Consider the following 20520-nt stretch of genomic DNA (forward strand, 5'->3'; position numbering starts at 1 on the left):
CTTAAGCTACATTATTATTTAGTACCGTTACTTTAAATGAAAATTACTTATATTAATACTGCTCAACAGTTAAGGTTATTTTTGGGCATTCAGGATCAGATTGAGAAGGATCGCTGTAATTTGTTGCAAAACATCTCGGAGCACATCGAACTACTTCCGGGCAACACAAATTTGGATTCGATACTGTAATATCGACAAGTGAAATAGATACGTACTCTCCACAGTTAAATAAAGGCGGAAATAATTCTTCTAATAAGTATTCATTGTCTAACTCCATACATTCTTTAAAATCGCATGGATCATCATAAAACCAATTAAGATTAATTGAAGTATATGAATAGTAATCTTGTGGATTCAAAGGACATTGAATCGTGCCCGATGAAGTACAAGCTTGAAATGTAATATAGCTATTATCAGAGAGATCTGTTAATTTAAATGTTGGGTTGGTTTCCCCATTTCTTAAAATGCATTTTATGGTAATTCCTCCGCAAGCATCCCTCTCAGTTAGACTTATTTGCTTATTTGAATTTTCAATAATAACTGAATCTTCTTTACAGCAGAAGATTAAAATAAAATTAAACGAAAGGAATAATAAAAGCTTTTTCATAAATAAATTATTTTAAATAAAATTAATAGCATCAATTAAAAGTTACTATTTGAAACATATCTTGATTAATTGGAATTGTTTTACAAACATATTACAATTTGAATTGCAACATATACCAAATCGTACTTCACTTTATACTGTTTTTTTTTTTTTTTTGTAGAGATAAGTACTAGAAAGTAAGCTGCGCTATATTACATTGCAACTACAACATGTACCATTTTTTATTTAAATTTGAATAAAATGAGCCTGTAAATTGGTTATGACATAGAAATTGATTCCATATTTGCCGGGATTTTAAATTTTAACCAACCAATAAATATTTACATTATGCCAGATTCATTTAGTACAACTACCGGTTCATTTATTCCCCTTTCTCAGGCCGAAGATATTGTCTCTGACTGGGTGGCCCTTCAAGAGGGAACTATATTTGTATTGGGACAAGTGCAAAGACAATATAATTACCAATTAAATTTGGTTTTTATTTTAAATACGATATATATGACCTGTATTTTATAAATTCGCAGTCTTTATTTGTAATCAAGCCAAAAGTTATAAAATTATGTCTAAAAAGTATTTCCCAGTGCTTTTGTCAAAAGAAGGTGAGTTGTTAGCCTTAGCTCGGCTAGAACAAATTATAAAAAACAACATTTCTCCAATAATAGAAGTATCCAGATATATTCATTGAAAACCAAGAAATAAATAGAGCAAAGAGCAGGCAAGAGAGAGAGAAGAGATTAAATAGGGTTATCACTCCTCGAAATGTAACATTAAAAAACCCTTTGGAAACAATGCTTACAACACATTGGCATTTCGATCAAAATCAAATATTATTAGATTTTAAACATTGGACCAAGATCTTCAAACTATGAAGAAAAGGTAAAGTTTGAAGGCAAATTCATTGACATAGTTAAGATGTCGGTGAAGGACGCTGAAAAGAAGGCCAAAAAGCCAGAATAAAAAAAATGCACCCCATTTTTATAATCAAAATACCTTGTCCCAACACATATATAGTTCCCCTTGCTATCCATAGGCACAGTTGAATTAGCTATCAATGGAACTGATTTATTTTATTTTCATTACATAGAAAAGAATTTATTTAATAGCTCAAGCAATAGTTAAATAAAAAAAACCTATCTAGATAATATTTATCTTGATAGGTTTTGTAATTAGTCTTCCCAAGTCGTTTCTTTATTTTTATTAAACTTCTTTTGACCAAGTTTGGCAAAATATACGACCAAAAACCCAAGTAAAACCCAATAAAGCAACTCGCGAACGAACTCAAGAAATAGAGAATACATAAAAGTTATTATTTAATTATTACTAAGAAATATATCTTAAAAGATGTTAACATATAATTATTAAGTAATCAATTAATAATATTACCTTTATCAGGTTTAATAAAGTAAATTAGTCTATTCTTAAAGAATTAACTAATTCTTCAACAAGAATTTTATTAGTTAATTTTAAATCTATAAATTGAATAAAGCTTGTATTTATAGAATTAATTTTAAGACAATTAGTTGTATAATCAATTGTAAGTTTATTTCCCCAAGACCAAAAAGTCATAGGTATTTGAATTTCATAATATAATTCGTTGCTACTTTTTTTCTTATTCAGTAAATAATAATTATGAATGTTAATATAAGTATCAATTTTCTTTTCAATACTTAAAAAGTCATAGTCAGTCGATATTAAAGCTTTTGTGAATAAGAACGATCTAGCAAATTTAACAGAACCTTTAAAAAAAAGACTAATAAGAAATATGATTCCAATAATGATTAATGTGATTATTAACGAATTGTAATTTATATCTGTTTTATTTGTATTCAATAAATATTCTAATCCCAAAACCGATAGTGAGCTTACTATTATATAAAAAATAAATTTCATATATTTTATTAATTCAATAATTATTCACCAAATGCGTTGTTCATAGAATTGCCTAGAGCTCCCGTAGTGGCACCTGCGGCTGCTCCAGCTGGCCCAAAAAACGCACCTCCAAGTGCGCCACTCCATGCTCCAATAAAATCAGATTTCAAAATTAAAGCCCATCTCGGGGTTCTGGTTTCAAAATTTCCTTGTAATTCAATTAAATCTTCAGTTAATTCCAAATAACCTGATCCACAACCCGATTCTGGGTACCAAAGATAAGTTGAATATTTAATAGTTGCAAGTCCAGAAAAGTATAATATTGAATCAAGTGAATTATTAAATGAGGGTGGGTTATTTTCCAAATCTTTATACGCATCAATACGGTCTTCCAAACTAAGCTCAGAATCATGTATTTCGACTATGTCATCATGCAAATCATCAAGATAAGTTGCTCTATTTGAAACAGTTACTTCAGGAGAGGTTAAATATATTGAATCTAATTTATTGCATGTTATATTAAAAGTTGAAGGAAGTGAAAACCAATTTGGAAGATAAGTAAATGTATAATCCAATGCTAATTCGCACAACATTTCATGAGAAAATGATGAAATGTTGTTATTAATGAAGGAATCGACTATATGCATTATATAGTAGTTATGAAATACTCCAACACAATCAAGTAAAATATTGATTGCTATTAATTTGGCATTTCGATGAATTCTACTGCATTAGCCTTCTTGTTCAATCAATTGCTTAACCGATTTAACTGAGAATGCCTACCAGATCCTAGGATATTTGAAAGTAATGACTAAACTGTTGCCACTGGAATCGTTTCCAATAAATCTGATTCCTCTATTTATCAAGATTTTGACAGAATCTATAAGGTAATATTGAATAAATTTGAAACGAGAACACCGCCCTTAAATCACAATAATTCCATTTTAAACGTTTTTCTGGTAATTTTGAGCGATATGAATCGGATCATACTATTTTTTTGCTTTGCATGTTGGCTTCAATCCAGTGAACTGCTTGCCCAGGAAAAGCCGGCTTTATTATTGGATTTTAATTATGGAATCGGGCTTCCTTTACAAGATTTATCGGAACGATTTGGGAATCATCTGGTTCTTGGAGCCGGAGCTACCTATCAACCCACCAGAAATTGGATTAATTTTGGAGCCAAGTTTAGTTACTTTTTTGGCAGTCAGGTAGATGAAAATGTACTTAAGCCCTTTCAAACTTCATATGAAGGTTTGTTGATTGGTTCAGACCAGTATTTAAGTGAACTGAAACTTCGGGAGCGTGGGTATTTTATCCAACTGTATTTTGGTGGTCTGGTTTCCATCGGGAGTCAGGAAAAAGCACGACAAAGTTTAAAAGTGCAATTGGGTGCTGGTTTTATTCAACACCACATTCGGTTTGTCGATGATGCGCGGGCACTGAATCAATTCACAACCGATTACCTGCAAGGTTTGGATCGATTGAGCAATGGATTTGCAATAATTCCATTTATTGGTTATGAATACATTTCAAGAAAAAACTGGCTATCGTTTTACAGTGGGATAGAACCCGTTTTTGGATTTACAAAAAATCAAAGGAAATTAAATTACGATACCAATCAATCAGAATATGGCATCAACCGAAATGATTTTTTAATCAATTTCAAAATGGGTATTTATTTGCCATTTTATTTGGGAAATACCGGTGAGGAAATTGAATATTAATTTATATGCAGGGTAAACGATTTATTATCTTAATTCATCCTGCAAGTAAGCAGGATGTACGCAGCGCCCTCATAATTCGTAATTCTTAATTCTTAATTCTTAATTCTCCACCTTCCACCTTCCATGTACCTTCTTTATCGCCATCTAATTCCAGTTTATTTTTTAGTGCTGCGCATGGCAGCCTGGTTTAGAACAGATGCTAAGGAATGGGTTGAAGGACGAAAAAATTGGAAGCGCGATTTAGTTCAATTTACAGAAATCAATCCGTTGCCAAATTCCAAACGCATTTGGATGCATGTAGCATCTTTGGGTGAGTTTGAGCAGGGCCGGGTTCTTTTAGAGTCTATTCGTTTAAAACATCCGGAACACCAGATTGTATTGAGTTTTTTTTCACCATCGGGTTACAACAAACAAAGCAAGTACGACAAAGTAGATTATGTGTGTTATTTCCCATCAGACTGTTATTGGGAAATTCGTGATTTTATAACATGCTTAAACCCAACATTGGTTTTGTTTGTAAAGTATGATTTTTGGTTTAATTGTCTCGACGTACTTCATCAAAGAAAAATTCCATTTTGCTTTGTGTCCATGATTTTGAGACCGGATCATTTTTTATTAAATTCATTAAATGCTTCTTTGTTAAATAAACTTAAGCCGGCCCAACAATTGTTTTTACAAAATGAAGAAACCTATAATTTATTAAAGGACAAATCATTTTCAAACATCCAAATAGCAGGAGATACCAGATGGGATCGTGTGGATCAAATTGCCCGGGAAAATAAACCCATACCTGGGATGCATTTTTTTGGTGAATCAGAAAAAATTTGGATAGCTGGGAGTATTTGGTCACATGATTTAAGCATATTACGCGAGGGTATGTTTGAATCCATTAAATCCGGATGGAAAATTATTTTAGTTCCCCATAAAACGGATGAAGAAAGTATTCAATTCATTGAAACCAATTTTTCAAATCAAACGATTCGATACAGTCAACTGAATTTTAAAACAACAGTTCCGATTCTCATTATGGATCAAATCGGATATTTAGCTGCTTTGTATCGCTTTGCGCAATTCGCCTATATTGGAGGTGGATTTGGCGCTGGAATTCACAACATTCTGGAAGCATTAATTTATAAAATACCTGTTTGTTTTGGACCAAAATTTCACAAGTTTCCGGAGGCTGGTCAAAGTATAAAAAGCGGAATGGGTTTTGTAATTAATTCATCCAGGGATTTTGTTGAATTTGTCCATAGTCAAGCCCAGCAAAAAAATGAAGACAAGACCCATTTTGATGCTTATTTTGTGGAAAATCTAGGTGCTAGCACGCGCATTTATGACTATTTGAAAGAAAATGAACTGGTTTGAAAAAGTTTGAAATTGAAATCGGTCAAATGCAAAAAGACCATAAAGACCTCCATATTTTAGTATTGGGAGATATTATGATCGATCGCTACATGAGGGGTCAAGCCACCCGAATTTCACCAGAGGCACCGGTTCCAGTGGTCTTGTGGAAGGAAACGGAAAACAAATTGGGAGGTGCGTCCAATGTCGTAGCCAATTTAAAATCTATGGGTTGTAAAACCAGTTTGATGGGTCTTTGTGGGGAAGATGCGGATGGCTTAATTCTGGAGGGTTTATTGAAAGCAATTGCCTGTGACCAATTGTATTTAGTAAAAGATCCAAAAAGGCCAACCACCGTTAAAACCCGAATCGTAGCAGACCAACACCAGATTGTACGGGTAGATCAGGAGACTGAGGCAGAAATTGGAAAAGACATCCAGGAACATTGTTTACAATCCTTGTATTCAATTTTAAAAAACCAGGACGTTAAAGTATTGATATTACAGGACTACAATAAAGGATTTTTAAATAAGGACTGGATCGCTCGAATTATTGAAATGGCACGCTTGCAAGGGGTCAAAGTGGTTGTCGATCCTAAAAAAAATCATTTTTTTGATTACAAAGGGGTTCATTTATTTAAACCCAATTTGAGGGAAGCCGTACAGGCAACGGAATGGGTCTCCAAACACCATGACGACCTTCCTCATTTATCTAAATTCTTGAAAAACAAGTTGTTATGTGATAAAGTGATGATCACATTGGCAGCTGATGGCATTTGGATTGATGGAAAAAATAAAGGACAGATTTACAAAACAAGGCCCCGGAAAGTTGCGGATGTCAGCGGAGCTGGAGATACTGTCATCAGCCTGGCAGCGATTTGCGCTGCTTATTCGTTATCAGATGAGTTTATGGCAGTTTGCTGTAATATTGGCGGAGGTCAGGTCTGTGAGCGGTCGGGTGTGATTCCAGTTCGGAAAGACGAATTACTAAAAGAACTGGAAGAGATTATCTGCTAAAAATCGACCAATTATATAATACGGTTTTATATATTTGTGGGCTTTTTTGAAAAAAATTTATTCACAATCATCAATTTTCAGAATTTATGCAAAAAATTTTTACAATTTTATTTTTATTAGGACTTAGCGTAAGCTGGATAAACTCCCAGATCTTATGGGGAGGACCTAACGACCCGAATTCCACGTTTGCTGGTGGATTTAACGGTTGGACAACCCAGGGTTTAAGTTCAGACGACCCTGCAAAAGCGGACAGTGCACGCTGGTATTATAGTGCTGCGGCATCTGCAGCAGGCGGTGCATATTATGGTCCAAGAGGTGCAATCAACTCGCCTTCAAGAGCAAATGGAGCCATGGTTTTCAACTCCGATTTATTAGATAATGCTGGAGTTGTCGGAAATTTTGGCGGTGGCAAATGCCCTTCATTGCATTCAGGTGTTTTAATTAGCCCTGTAATCAATTGCTCCGCTTTCAGTGGTGCTGCAGTGAAGTTTAATCAGTACTATCGGAATTTTAATTCTACTTGTTTTGTAGATGTTTCCAATGACGGTGGCGCAAACTGGAATAGCTACCAGCTAAATCAGGATATCGCAAGCAATGCAGAAACGCCCACAAACAGTAGCGTTTTAATTGACATTTCTTCAGATGTAGCAAATCAAGCGAATGTTCAAATTCGTTTTCGTTTTGATGGCGAATATTATTTCTGGATTATAGATGATGTTCAATTGGTTTCAGTACCAGAATATGACTTGGCATTAAACAGTCATTTTTATACACCTGCTGCCTACAGACAGCCTAAAGCAATGATTTGTACAGACAGCTTTTTATTTCAGGCAAACTTAAATAACAAAGGTTCAAAAGCACAAACCAATGTGGTTTTAAAAGGAGAAGTTATTGGTATTGATCGCAAGACAGTCGTTTTTGCAGATTCAGTTATCATTGATCGTTTGGAAACTACAGATGATGATACCGCATTTAATGTTGCTAATTTATTTGTGCCAAACAATTTAGACTTCGGTAAATATTTCCTGCGTTGGTCAGTTTACAGTAAAGATGCAACGGTTGCAGACTTTAACAGAAACGACAATACCCGTGTTGACTCTTTTGAGATTTCCTTAAATGAGTTTGCTAAAGCTCCCAGAGCAACCAGTGGGGTTCGCTCAGGTGGTGGTGCTGCGTATGTTTTTGGTAACCAATACCGCACTTCAGATTGTTGGAATGACAATGACAAATGGTTGGCTAAACAAGCTAAATTCAGTATGGTAACCAATGCAGGGGGAACTCTGGATGGATATGCAGTTTCTATCTATTTAATGAAAGTTAAAGACGATGTTGATGGTGGATTTACCAATTTTGATGGATCAGGCGGAATCGCTTCACCTTCCGTAGATATTTTATCTGCAGAAGCATTTAGCGGTACTACCGAGAAAAATTACGACCCAATCACTGTGGATCTTACCGATTTCAATACCGGTGACAATGGTGTTTTATTACAAAAGAATTCTCGTTATTTCATTGGTGTGGATCACCCTGCAACGCCAACAGGCGCAGTACCTGTATTCCATTCAATCAGCAATGAAAAATCCTACAACTCTCAACCATTTTCAACTTTTGTAATTGATCAGGCTGGGGAATGGTTTAATGGATTCCAGGGTATTAATACTCCGATCTTGGAATTAATCCTTGAGTTTGTTACTAAAACAGACGAGAAACCTTTGGCTGACAATGTAATGAGTTTATATCCAAATCCAGTTGTTAATGACAATTTGAATGTTGGTTTGAATTTCGCTAACCCAACAGATGCTAACTTAACAATTGCAGATATCAATGGAAAAATCCTGAATTTTGAATCACACAAACAAGTAACTAAAGATGTATTTACAATCAGTACATCTGCATTAAATGCAGGTTCTTATTTGATTCGTGTTTCAACCAACGAAGGAACAAGTACAAAACAATTTACAGTTGTAAAATAATATTAAATCAAATTATTTTGATGAAAAACCCGGGGCCAAAAACTCCGGGTTTTTTTATTTACCAAGAATTGTATTGCAATAAAAACCATCTAATCAGCATAATAGCTTAATAGCTTAAGAGCATTCACGCGGAAGCGCAAAGACGCAAAGTTTTTTCTTTCCCTTCAGACTAAAGACTATAGACTAAATTGAGCTTAACAGCTTAATAGCTTAATAGCTTAACAGCTTAATAGCCTAACAGCCTAACAGCTTAACAGCTCTCTTCTTCTATTTAATCGTTGCTGCATCCAGCAAATCATTTCGGATGGCATATAAAATCAATCCTACAATATTTTTAGAATTGGTTTTATCCAAAAGATTTTGGCGGTGTCTTTTGACTGTAAGGGGAGAGATGAAAAGTTGTGCGGCGATTTCGTCGGTAGTAAGTTGTTGACAAATGAGTAAAAGGATTTCAACTTCCCGTTCGGAAAGCAATTCTTGAGGATCTTTGGGAGCTTGTAATTTTTCATTGATTAAACCGTGAATAACGGTAGCGCCTAATTCGGCTGAAAAGAATTGATTTCCTTCCAATACATGCACAATGCCCCGTTTTAAATCTTCAAGCGAGGTATTTTTTACCAAGTAACCTTCTACTCCGATTTTATACAATTGTAAAAACAATTCTTTGTCATTATGAAACGAGATCATGATAATGCGAATTTCCGGATGATTTTTTTTGAAGTATTTGGCCGTTTCCACCCCATTGAGATAGGGCATTTCGATGTCCAGAAGGATCAAATCGACTTTGTTGGTTTCAGCAACGGCTATGGCTTCATTGCCATTGGATGCTTCATAGATATGATCTGTTACAGGTAATTTGCGGACGATGTTTTTCATACCAGTCCTGAAAATGGTATGATCATCACATATCAGAATATTGATTTTCTGTTCACTCATATCAGTAATTTAGACGGCAATTTAATCATACATTGGAAGCCTTCCTGCATTTTACTTTTAAATTGTACTTCCCCTTCCAACAGGGTGACCCTGGATTTAATACTCAACATGCCATGACCGGGTTTTAGTACATCTGTCCCCATCCCATCATCCGAATAATGGATTATAATTTCTTTTTTAGGTCCCAGCTGACTCGTGATCAGTATGTTTTTACAACGGGCATATTTTAAAGAGTTATTGAAAAGTTCGAGTAAAATCCGGTAAACAGACAATCCGTTATCATCTGAAATATGGATGTTATCGTCAAACTGAAAATCTATTTTAGGGGCTTGTTCGACGGAGGCCATTTGCTTAAAGAAATTTTGCAATGATTTTTTCAATCCCAAATCTTTAAACAAAATTGGCGAATTGCTGTGACAGATTCCGCGGATTTCAGAAATGGATTGTGCCAGGATCCCGGTAAGTTCCTTTTTGTGTTCTTCCGACTCCTCCGATTCCGGATAATCAAACGACTCCACCTGCAATTTAGAAATCGCAATCAAAGGAATGACCTGGTCGTGTAGATTTCTAGACAACTCCAGTTTCTCCCTTTCGCCCGCATCAATCACCGCTTTAAACATCTCATTGTTTTTACGGATCATGTTTTTATTGTATTTGTAAATCAGGTAGATGAAAAAACCTACGAGGAATACAAGGGAGAAGGTGGCTATGATGACAGGATAAATCGATTCTTGAAGGTGCATATAAATACATAAGAATAAAGAAAGTTACAAAAAATATTTAATGCTCCATGAACATCCCAAATTTGTTCATATAGTTGAGGATTGATATCGTAAGCACTGTCAGGGAATAAACTGTAAACAATATTTGAGGCTGTACTAAAAATTAATAATGTTGCGGAGATCCACAATAAAGGTTGTGAAAATAAATTATCGATATCACCATTTGTCATTTTTATGAGCGTTATTGATGCCAATGACATTAAAATGAAATTTGTAAATATCATCAAATCATTATCCAATATATAAAAATCTTTATTTATAAAAATAATAAAAGAACATCCAATACAATAAAAACATAGTAGAATATAATACCAGTTTACTCGTAAGGTTTGAGATTTTCTAAATAAGATTAGAAACAGTATTCCACTAATTAGCGTATAAAAATTCATAACAATACCATTAGGCATTTTATATTCCCATAATATGATGTTTATTATTTCAGAAAATGTACCTAGTAGAATAACTATAAAAAACAGTTTAGTAATTTGATCCAATTTATTCTTTATATATGAATAAAACCCAATGATAAATGGAAATATTGCAGAATAAGTTGATAAGTCTATTATACTCAAAATTACTTAATAATTTCAGTTCTTAGTCAACTTTACAATATGGCGGGCATGGACGGCCATGTTCAGCAACTCCAATTACTTCTTCTGTGAAGCCAACACTTATGCCTAGGCTAGCAGCTGAAATTCCTAAAAGATTGGGTTTTAAATGTACAAGTGTTTTGCCATTTTCATCGATACCCATGACAATTAAACGATTTTGTTTTTTTTCACCTTCCGTTTTAATCGCATTATATATTCGGATTCCTTTACAACGGGGGTGATTTAAAATATTTTTTAAGGATTCTAAATCAAAATATTCTGAGGCTAAGAAGTCAGCATCGGAGCCATGTTCTAATTTATATGATTGGATCATTTGTTCTGCAGAAGTAAGATTAATACAATTTGGATTTAAGGTTGACATTTTATTTTGTTTATTATTGTTATAAAATATTATTTTTTTAATGTTACCATAATAACTACACAGCTTATGTAGCTTTTTCTTTTGGCAATTAAATATTGTACAACTCCATCCTCTTTCATGGCTGTTTCTAAATCGCCGCCATATATATCATTTACAATATCTTGCAATGATTTTATTCCTTTAAATATTCGAAATCTGCTATTTTTATTTGTAATTTCCCTATTAAGTCTTTGATAAAACCTGGATCAGTAAAAGATTCAAATTCCATGAGCTCATATTCCAGCAACTTTTCACGCAGTGAATGTATCGAACTTTTAGGATCATTGTATTTAGCTGGGATTCTTGATTTTTCCAAAAACGATGAAAGTTCTGATTTGAAAGTAGTCCATTGTTTAATATATTTATTAGCTACGTCATTCGTAATCATTGTTCCACCACTTAAGCTTAAATTTCCAACATTTGAAAGTTTTAATGCACCAACTTGAGGTGAATCTAACAAGATATGACTTTTGGTTGTGTCTTTTGAAGCAGCACTTGAATAGGAATCAATTAGATCTGACATTGTATTTTATTTATTGGTTATTGAAAAATGGTTTAACGATTCCAAATATAGCTATAAATTTTTGGGATTGTAATCTAAGTAATTTTACATATATTTAATTATAATATGTAAAAACTTGTCAAATTGCAGACTAAGTAAATTAAGAACTTATAAAATACTCCTAAAGGAGTAGTACAATTGGTCCATTTGGACTAAAATAGATTTCTCAAGTTAAAAATGAAAAGCAAATTGGGAATTAATGTCTTAATAGCAGCTTAATATGATTTTTGATTAAATATTCAAAAGGATCCAAGCATACTCCTAAATAACCATTTTGAAAATTGGGCCTTTTTACCGATTGTTTTCTGTTTGCATTCGTACAATCTTTGTAAGGTAATTAATCAAGAAACACCAATCTCACAGATAAGAACTGTAGAGCACCCTAAACAACATAGAAAGGACTTCTGAAAAAAGGAGTCCTTTTTTTTTAAAATTACGAATTACGAATTAGATCTAAAGTATATTAATAGAATATTTCTATTGAGAAATATTCTATTTTTATAAATTCGTAATTCGTAATTCGTCATTCGTAATTGATTCCAGCCTTTCTCTCAAAGCAATCAATCTACTCTGTCCGTCTTCTAATTTTTTGCGTTCTTTTTCTACCAGGTCTTTTGGTGCAGATGCAACAAAGCGTTCATTTTCTAATTTTTTGAGGACGCTGTTTATAAATCCTTCCTGATAGCTGATCTCTTTTTGCAATTCAGTTTTTTCAGCTTCAATGTCTAATTCAACGGGGAGTTGTACAAAATACTTTTGACGTATGCCCATAAAGGATTGGGCTGCTTCTATTTCCTGATCGGTTTGGAGGATTTCTGTTAATACTGCCATCTTTTTCAATAAACGAGACGCTCCGGAGATTGCTAATAAATTGGTTTGGTCGTTTTTCATGATGTGCAAGGGAACGGAGATATTCATTTTCACACCGTATTTATTTCGCAATTCGCGAATTTGACTGAGGACGGTTCTCAATTCTGTCATGTTTGCAAGCAGTTCCCCTTGGATTGTTCCGGAGTCTGGCATCGATGCTACAATACAATCTTCTCCCTCATTTCTAATTTTCAATCCGTGCCAGATTTCTTCGGTAATGAATGGCATAAACGGATGCAGAACGATGCAGATTTTTTCATACACCTCAATGATTTTAGTGTACAGTTCCCCAGAAATGTTTTCTTGATTGGCAGGCTTTGCGGCCTCTAATAAAAATCCACAAAAATCTTCCCAGATAAAATTGTAAAGGGTTTTAATTGCTTCTGATAATTTAAGTTGTTCGAAATACTGCTTTTGTTCTAGCAGCACGGCATTCAACTTGCTATCCATCCATTCCATCAAAAGTTGATCTCCATCATTTACTTGTTTTGAATTATCCGGAGTCCAGCCTTTAATCAGTCGAAGTGCATTCCACATCTTGTTGGAAAAATTGCGCCCTTGTTCGCACAGTTTTTCATCAAACAATAAATCCCCTCCTGCAGGCGAACAAGCCAACATTCCAAAACGCACGCCATCGGCACCAAAATCTTCAATCAGTTGCAAAGCATCGGGTGAATTTCCCAATGACTTACTCATTTTTCTGCGCAGTTTATCGCGTACCATTCCGGTAAAATAAACTTTGTGAAAGGGCAATTGTCCTTTCCATTCATATCCGGCCATAACCATCCGGGCTACCCAAAGGAAAATAATATCCCAACCGGTCACTAATACAGAAGTTGGATAATAGTATTTAAAATCCTCCGAATTATGATGTCCATCAAATACAGAAATGGGCCAAAGCCAGGATGAAAACCAAGTATCTAACACATCTTCATCTTGACGTAAATCGGAAAGTTGAAGCGATAAATTGCCAGTCTTTTGTTGAGCCTGGGCCAATGCTTTTTCCGCGGTTTTTGCAACGAAGACCTCTTCTCCATAATACCATGCTGGAATCCGATGGCCCCACCACAATTGACGTGAAATGCACCAATCGCGGATGGTATCCATCCAATGTCGATAGGTATTTTTAAAATGTTCGGGAGTAAATTGGATGGAATCGTCCATGACTGCATCCAGTGCAGGTTTGGCCAATTCACTCATTTTAACATACCACTGCAAACTCAATCGCGGTTCGACTACTGCATTTGTGCGTTCACTGCGACCGATGCTGGTGGTGTAGTTTTCAATTTTAATTAAGACACCGGCTTCTTCAAGCAGCGGTTTTATTTTTTTACGTGCAACAAAGCGGTCCTCACCGACTAATATGATTGCTTCTTTGCTTAAGGTTCCATCTTCATTTAAACAATCAATGACCTCCAATCCATGACGCAATCCAATTTCATAATCGTTGGGATCATGAGCAGGAGTCACTTTAAGTGCTCGGTTCCAAATTCACGATCAATATACGTGTCTGTTATTACTGGAATGGCTTTATTTAATAAAGGTAAAATCACTTTTTTGCCATGAAAGGCAGTGTATCGTGGATCATCCGGATGCACACATACAGCAGTATCTGCCATGATGGTTTCTGGACGTTGTGTTGCGATCACAATTCCTTCCGTATCTGAGCCTTCTAATTTATAGAGAATGTGAAACAAACTTGCTTGTTCGTCATGATGCAAGACTTCTTCACTTGATAAAACGGTTTTCGCTTCCGGGTCCCAGTGTACCATGCGTTTGCCACGGTATAGTTTTCCTTTGTTATATAGATCGACAAAAGCACTGATTACAGCTTCTGAGCGCACAGGATCCATGGTAAATGAAGTGCGATCCCAGTCGCAGGATGCGCCTAGTTTTTTTAATTGTTCGAGTATGATGCCACCGTATTTTTCTTTCCATTCCCAGGCATATTTCATGAACTCATCTCTGGTAATATCAGATTTTTTGATTCCTTTTTCGCGAAGCATTTGGACTACTTTCGCTTCGGTTGCAATGGAAGCATGGTCGGTTCCAGGCACCCAACAAGCATTCATTCCATTTTGACGGGCTCGCCGTATCAAGACATCTTGAATCGTATTGTTGAGCATGTGACCCATGTGGAGCACTCCCGTAACATTGGGAGGTGGGATCACTATTGAAAACGGGACCCGGTCATCTGGTTTGGATGAAAAATAATTCCGTTGAAGCCACCAATCATACCATTTTGATTCAATGCTCCCCGGTTTAAATCGGGTTTCTAATTCCATAAAATTTTTATTAACGGACCTTGTAGGTACAAGTTTTCCACAAAATACCCTGTTTCCGATCTCGCTGAATCAGGATCATTTTATCAGATCGATTTGTACTTATGTCCATAGTTAACTTAGATTGCGTAATACGCTCAAATATAAGGCCAACTGTTTCCGGATGAACCATCACCATGATTGGATAGGGTGATAAATTCGCTATTTCTTTTATAAGTACCTGAATATCAGATTGATCGTAATATCTTGGTTGGGTTTTCTTGTAATCCACCAGAGGCTGCAAGGTGAGGATGTTATTGCGAAATGGGGTTGTGAAAAATGCGCCAAACTCAATGGTTTTCATGATGCGCAACAAATTTATTGCACGCCAGCGTCCTTCGGTTGATAAGCCGGGATCCAAGCCAATCGTATCTTGTTCGGCATGAAAGAGCAATACAATTAGCTGTTTATCGGGATCCAAAACCATGGAATCTCCATTTTCAAATTGAAATCGTTGATTTTTAAATTGTAAAAGTCCGGTGACTGTTTCTTGTGCGGAAAGCATATTCAGAAACAAGCACAGCAAAGCGGAAAGTAAACAATTGGTTTTATTCATGGACTTAGAGAATCGTTTACAAAAGTACCGGTCTAAAAAAACTAAAAGGGTAGGAATCCTTCATTTAACAGGAGATTAACTCAGCAAATTGTTTGTGGACTTTGCGATAGAAGAGTTTCACACTAAGATCACAGAGGAGGAACACGGAGGAAGAGGAGATTAACTTTGTATTTCTTCGTGTGTATTTTCTTTGTGGACTTTGTGTTAATGGATTTTCACGCAGAGGCGCAGAGGCGCAAAAAAAATGCATTGTTCTTACTATCAACTGACAACCAACAACTATCAACCAAGATATTTCACACCAAGATCACAGAGGAGGAACACGGAGGAAGAGGAGATTAACTTTGTATTTCTTCGTGTGTATTTTCTTTGTGGACTTTGTGTTAATGGATTTTCACGCAGAGGCGCAGAGGCGCAAAAAAAATGCATTGTTCTTACTATCAACTGACAACCAACAACTATCAACCAAGATATTTCACACCAAGATCACAGAGAAGGAACACGGAGGAAGAGGAGATAAAGCAGCGTGGAATAATAAATTACGCTGATGAGGTATCAGGTTCTTTTTTGAATGGCTTTCGAATTGTAAATTGTTCATCTGGTTTTAAATATTGGATGAGGTTAGGAACTAAATGATTTACAATTCGATTGCGATGTGTCAAATAGCATACAAGATCCACGGGTACCGCACCGACCGAACTTTTAATTTCAATGGCAGTTCGCGCAAGATTGATTTCTTTAAATTTCCCTTGAATGGCAATTTCAATAAATTTAATTAAGATATTAAAGTAAACCTGATAACGCAGGTTATTCTCTTTCATCGTTCCGAGAAAATGACCAAGAAGTTGTTGGCCATCATCAATCAAGGAATAAAATGCAATGAGTTCGTTGTCATGGAAAAAACCAAAGATGCGATAACGAGTTCCCAATTGGCGTTTCAACTCAAGAAAATAATTTGGATTCAATTTTACCAAATTAAAATCTGCGCCATCAGCTGTGTTTAAATAGAGTTGGTATATGGCTGAATGATAAACAGCAAGTTGTTCGAGATCAAATTCTTTATGAGTGAGCGACGCTCCGGCCTGAAGCGCTTTCTTAATACGCAGTCTGTATTTGGATTGCAATGCTGCAATGTAATCGTTAAGTGATTTCCATTCAGCATTTAAATGAAGCATCATGGAAGGTTGGATCAGGAATGGATGTAAATTTGAAAAACAATCTTCTGCATTGGTGTTAAAAGCTTGTTGGGGTGGCAATTCTTTTAACAAGCAGAGATTGGCATAATCAATGTGTTCGTGTTGTTTAAAAAGTACCTGTAAAAGTGAATCAAAGATTTGTTGAAATTCAGAATTAGCTAAATCAGGGTGTAATTTAAAACCATACGGGCCGGTTGATAATAAATTGCCATTGATCAGTGTTACAAAATCGACTTGTTTGGCAACGAGTTTTTTGATTTGCGTATAAAAACAAGAGCCCAAACTTTTTTTAGGTGCATTTTCCATTTTTAAGCGGTCTGCTGCTTTAAATGGTACAATTTGAAAATAGAGGCAGGCCACCAATTTGGAGCTTTTATAAACCAAAACATAGCGGAATTTCATGGAATCCGGGGGAAACTTCTCGAGGATATCCAGGTACTCCGAACTTAGAAGTCGACTGGTTGCAGGAATTTGATCCCAAATAGCAGAAATGCTTGATATGGCATCAAACATCTTAAATGTATACGGGGATTTAGTTAAAACAACTTCCAAGCATTCTGTATTTTCAATACAAATTAACTGAAAATGAAGGGAATAGTTCATACTGATGATTATGAATGTCAAAAAAATTAGCCTAAAGCTGGTAAATTTGTGGGAACATCCGCTAATAGCTTATGTATTCCAGACTATTCCTTTTATGTGCAGGATTGAATTTTTGGGCTTGTGTATCAAGTTCTCGCTATCATTCAGTACGATCTGACCGGGATCAGTTAGCAATACAACTCAAGGAAAATCAAATAACCAAGGATAGCTTTGAAGTAATTGCTCAGGATCTTGAAACGACCAAGCTTCAATTGCAAAAAACAGAAAATGTATTGATTGAATTTTATTTAAAGTACAACCAAGGTTCTGAGAAATCAGATTCAGTAAGCAAAACCAATCAATTAGCTAACGAACAACAAGAATCCACCATTCAGGAAAGCCAAATGCTTGAGATGAAGCGTCTCAATGACCAGTTAGTTCAAGCAAGAACGAATTATGAACAATTGAATGAAAAGTACGAAAAACTGCTAAAATCAAAAGAACCTAAGAAGTCAACCGCTAAAAAATTAGACAGTTTAAACAAAGAAATTGTTGCATTAAAAAATGCAGTTGCAAAAGAAAAAGCAAACCAAGTTATACAAGATAAGAAATTGGCAGCATCCAATAGTATGATGGATTCAATGACTTCACAGATTCAGTATGGGGAAATCCGGATTAAACAATTGCAATACGAATTGAATGAAGTAAAACAAGAATCGGAAGCATTGAATTCATCCAAAGGTTTTGATCAAAAATTACAGGAATCTGAATTAAGGACTGAAATCAATCAATTGAAAGCGGGTTTGGATGAACTGAATCGCCTCAATGCACAAATGCTTGAATCCGTTCAATTGAAAGATAAGGAAATTCAAAAATCGCAGGAAGCACTGGCGGCGCTTAAAACTGAAAACGAACAAACCCGACAAGAATTAAAGAATTTAAAAGTTAAGGAATCGGCTTCAGTCAATGAAGCAACGTTGAAATCCGTTCAAGAAGAACTTAATCAACAACTTAACACGATTAAAGTCTTAAATGAAATCATAGAAGATAAAAATCAACAAATTCAAAAACAAAAGACCGATCGTGCAGCATTGGAAAGCAAATTAAATAAAGCAGAAGCACAAATTCATGCAGCATCAAACAAATCCATTAATTTGGAGCAATCTGATTCAATTAGGAAAATCCAGGAGATGGATTTAATAACATTAAAAAGAATGAATCAAGACTTGATTGATAAAATGGAAATCCTTGCGCAAGAAAAAGAGCAATTGCAAAATCAACTCAAGCAATTGAAACTAGAATTAAAGCCATTAGATCGGATGAAGGACAGCATTCAAATGCAACAAGCTGAATTGCTTCGCTTGAAGAAAATGCATTCAGAAGAATTAAATATAGCCAATTCGAGATTAAAAAACAAACAATCCAGTCTGGATAGTTTGAATGTAAAAATCAAGACGCTGCAGGAGTCGAACAAGCAATTGCAACAGCATGTTGCTCAACAAACCACCACCAGCAGTCAAACTGAGGCAGCTCCCCGGGTTGAAGCAAGGCAAGAAAAAAAGGAAATTCATTTTAATGAAGTGGAAAAACAGCCCAGTCAGAAATCGACCACGGATGGAAGTAAAAAGCGATTGAGTGAACCCGTTATAGCACAACTAAAAGCATTGGCCAAAAACCATACAAAGCTTGAATTTGAAACCACGGCCTCTAAAGAACAGGGATTTATGCAGATTCCATGGGCTGACTTATTTGATTCTGGCAGTTATGCCATAAAGGAATCAGGCGCTAATCTCATGGCTCTTTTTAGTTCGACTGTTAAGCAAAACAGGAAATTACGCGTTTCATTTGTAAAGGGAACTCAAAGCCCAACTGATTTCGTTTCAGCGGAAAAAAGAATTCATACTTTAAAAAAGTTAATGCAGGTTTATGGCGTATCCCAAAATCAATTCAATGAAAGTTCAGAGATTCCAGTAAGTTCAAAATGGACTACAAATACCGATCAGGTCGTTCTGATCGTTTATACTGAATAACACGCAGAGATGAAAAGCTGGGTCTGGATATTTTTATTACTCGTTAATGGTCAAGCAGCGGATTGCCAACGTTGTGCTGCTTACAGTTCCATTTATAAACCTGTAAACAATTCAGATCAATTTTATAATTTTCAATTTAGGGAAGCCTTGCAATGCAAATTGGTTTTCCATGTGTTTTATTCGTCTCCTGAAGAAAAGTTAAGCAGCCTTCAGATCTATTCACAAATGGAAGTATTGAATCGGTATTTTCATGAAGCCGTGAATTTGGAGGATTTTAACATTCCCGAACCATTCAGATCTTTAAAAGCAAATCCAAACATCCAATTTTGCCTTGCAGACACCACTCCAACTGGAGAAAACACGATTGGAATCGAATGGATAGCAATAAATGATTTATCTATTGCCTGTAAATCAGAGTTTGGAAAACGCAATTTGATGCATAAAAATTTGGGTGGTGTTGACGTTTGGGATCCAAAAACGTATATCAATATTTTTGTGATCAACAGAAACCAATGTCCTGTATTGGGTGAAGCCATCTATCCCTGGGATGCAACTGCTGATGAGGATGGAATTATCATCGATTATCGAAGCATTGGGGCAATTGGCAGTGCTCATCAAAACAAACCTTTTCATCAAGGGAAAACCTTGGTTCATGAAATGGGCCATTATTTTGGTTTGTTGCATTTGTCAGGGGATCAATCAGATTGTACCGGAAACGATGGTGTATCGGATACACCGGCACAGGATCTTGAATATTATGGATGTCCAAGGTTTCCACAAACACGTTGCGGACAAACGAGCCAATTCATGAACTTTATGAGTTTAGTCGATGATGCATGCATGCATTTGTTTACAAAAGGACAAGTAAACAGAATGCACGAACAAATCCAGTCATTTCGCCCGGAACTTGGCAATATGAATTGTTCTGTTAGTTCACAAACAGGATTAGAGCAGATTTATTTACGGCAGAATCAACTAGATTGGCAATTGCTGACTAAAAATCGCAAACTTATTGATTGCAATCTTGATTTGTATGATATGAATGGCCGACTTCGTTGGAAGCAAAAGGTGCAAGCGGCATTAAGCATTAGCTTGTCTGCGGAAATTTTAGGTGTAAACCCTGGTGTATATTTTTGTTAGTGTC

General features: G+C 35.5%; 16 protein-coding genes and 1 pseudogene. 7 read left to right on the forward strand and 10 right to left on the reverse strand.

The window, feature by feature from the left end; all coding sequences use genetic code 11:
• Positions 1–52: 52 nt before the first annotated feature.
• The gene (locus tag IPK91_15380) at positions 53–607 is read right to left on the reverse strand and encodes a hypothetical protein (GenBank protein MBK8298626.1); all 555 of its coding nucleotides are present in this window, start codon (positions 605–607) and stop codon (positions 53–55) included.
• Positions 608–934: 327 nt separating this feature from the next.
• Between IPK91_15380 and IPK91_15385 the strand changes: the two genes are divergently transcribed.
• Positions 935–1123, forward strand: coding sequence for a hypothetical protein (locus IPK91_15385; GenBank protein ID MBK8298627.1), 189 nt, complete (start codon positions 935–937; stop codon positions 1121–1123).
• Positions 1124–2014: 891 nt separating this feature from the next.
• Here the strand turns inward: IPK91_15385 and IPK91_15390 are convergent.
• The gene (locus IPK91_15390) at positions 2015–2497 is read right to left on the reverse strand and encodes a hypothetical protein (protein ID MBK8298628.1); all 483 of its coding nucleotides are present in this window, start codon (positions 2495–2497) and stop codon (positions 2015–2017) included.
• 20 nt (positions 2498–2517) lie between these two features.
• On the reverse strand, positions 2518–3123 hold the full coding sequence (locus tag IPK91_15395; protein ID MBK8298629.1) for a hypothetical protein: 606 nt from the start codon (positions 3121–3123) through the stop codon (positions 2518–2520).
• A 327-nt stretch (positions 3124–3450) separates the two neighbouring features.
• On the opposite strand from IPK91_15395, the gene IPK91_15400 reads away from it, so the two are divergent.
• The 4 genes from IPK91_15400 (at position 3451) to IPK91_15415 (ending at position 8530) form a co-directional block, all read left to right on the forward strand.
• Positions 3451–4200: a hypothetical protein gene (locus tag IPK91_15400; GenBank protein ID MBK8298630.1), complete on the forward strand. Its 750-nt coding sequence runs from the start codon at positions 3451–3453 to the stop codon at positions 4198–4200.
• Between the two features lie 123 nt (positions 4201–4323).
• Entirely contained in the window at positions 4324–5565 is a 1242-nt protein-coding gene (locus IPK91_15405; protein MBK8298631.1) for a hypothetical protein, read from the forward strand.
• Positions 5562–6557 carry a hypothetical protein gene (locus IPK91_15410; protein MBK8298632.1) on the forward strand — a complete coding sequence of 332 codons (996 nt, stop codon included), beginning with the start codon at positions 5562–5564 and terminating at the stop codon, positions 6555–6557. The genes IPK91_15405 and IPK91_15410 overlap by 4 nt, the downstream gene beginning before the upstream one ends.
• Positions 6558–6643: 86 nt before the next feature.
• Positions 6644–8530 (forward strand): T9SS type A sorting domain-containing protein, encoded by a 1887-nt coding sequence (locus IPK91_15415; GenBank protein MBK8298633.1) that lies wholly within the window; start codon positions 6644–6646, stop codon positions 8528–8530.
• A gap of 267 nt (positions 8531–8797) precedes the next feature.
• On the opposite strand, the gene IPK91_15420 is transcribed toward IPK91_15415, so the two are convergent.
• The 7 genes and pseudogenes from IPK91_15420 to IPK91_15450 form a co-directional block, all read right to left on the reverse strand.
• Entirely contained in the window at positions 8798–9466 is a 669-nt protein-coding gene (locus IPK91_15420) for a response regulator transcription factor (protein MBK8298634.1), read from the reverse strand.
• A complete protein-coding gene (locus tag IPK91_15425) occupies positions 9463–10209 on the reverse strand; it encodes a hypothetical protein (GenBank protein ID MBK8298635.1) in 747 nt (248 codons plus the stop codon). The genes IPK91_15420 and IPK91_15425 overlap by 4 nt, the downstream gene beginning before the upstream one ends.
• Before the next feature lie 633 nt (positions 10210–10842).
• Positions 10843–11220, reverse strand: a complete 378-nt coding sequence (locus IPK91_15430; GenBank protein MBK8298636.1) for a hypothetical protein — start codon at positions 11218–11220, stop codon at positions 10843–10845.
• Positions 11221–11392: 172 nt separating this feature from the next.
• On the reverse strand, positions 11393–11782 hold the full coding sequence (locus IPK91_15435; protein MBK8298637.1) for a hypothetical protein: 390 nt from the start codon (positions 11780–11782) through the stop codon (positions 11393–11395).
• Positions 11783–12319: 537 nt separating this feature from the next.
• A pseudogene (locus tag IPK91_15440) lies at positions 12320–14976 on the reverse strand (valine--tRNA ligase).
• Positions 14977–14986: 10 nt separating this feature from the next.
• Positions 14987–15568, reverse strand: a complete 582-nt coding sequence (locus IPK91_15445) for a hypothetical protein (GenBank protein ID MBK8298638.1) — start codon at positions 15566–15568, stop codon at positions 14987–14989.
• A gap of 539 nt (positions 15569–16107) precedes the next feature.
• Complete coding sequence (locus IPK91_15450; protein ID MBK8298639.1) at positions 16108–17367, reverse strand: N-acetyltransferase; 1260 nt, start codon at positions 17365–17367, stop codon at positions 16108–16110.
• Between the two features lie 71 nt (positions 17368–17438).
• Here IPK91_15450 and IPK91_15455 point away from each other — a divergent pair, with 71 nt between their 5' ends.
• Positions 17439–19376, forward strand: coding sequence for a hypothetical protein (locus tag IPK91_15455; GenBank protein MBK8298640.1), 1938 nt, complete (start codon positions 17439–17441; stop codon positions 19374–19376).
• 9 nt (positions 19377–19385) lie between these two features.
• A complete protein-coding gene (locus tag IPK91_15460; GenBank protein MBK8298641.1) occupies positions 19386–20516 on the forward strand; it encodes a hypothetical protein in 1131 nt (376 codons plus the stop codon).
• Positions 20517–20520 lie beyond the last annotated feature (4 nt).

The sequence above is a fragment of the Saprospiraceae bacterium genome (genome assembly GCA_016712145.1).
Lineage (GTDB): Bacteria > Bacteroidota > Bacteroidia > Chitinophagales > Saprospiraceae > Vicinibacter.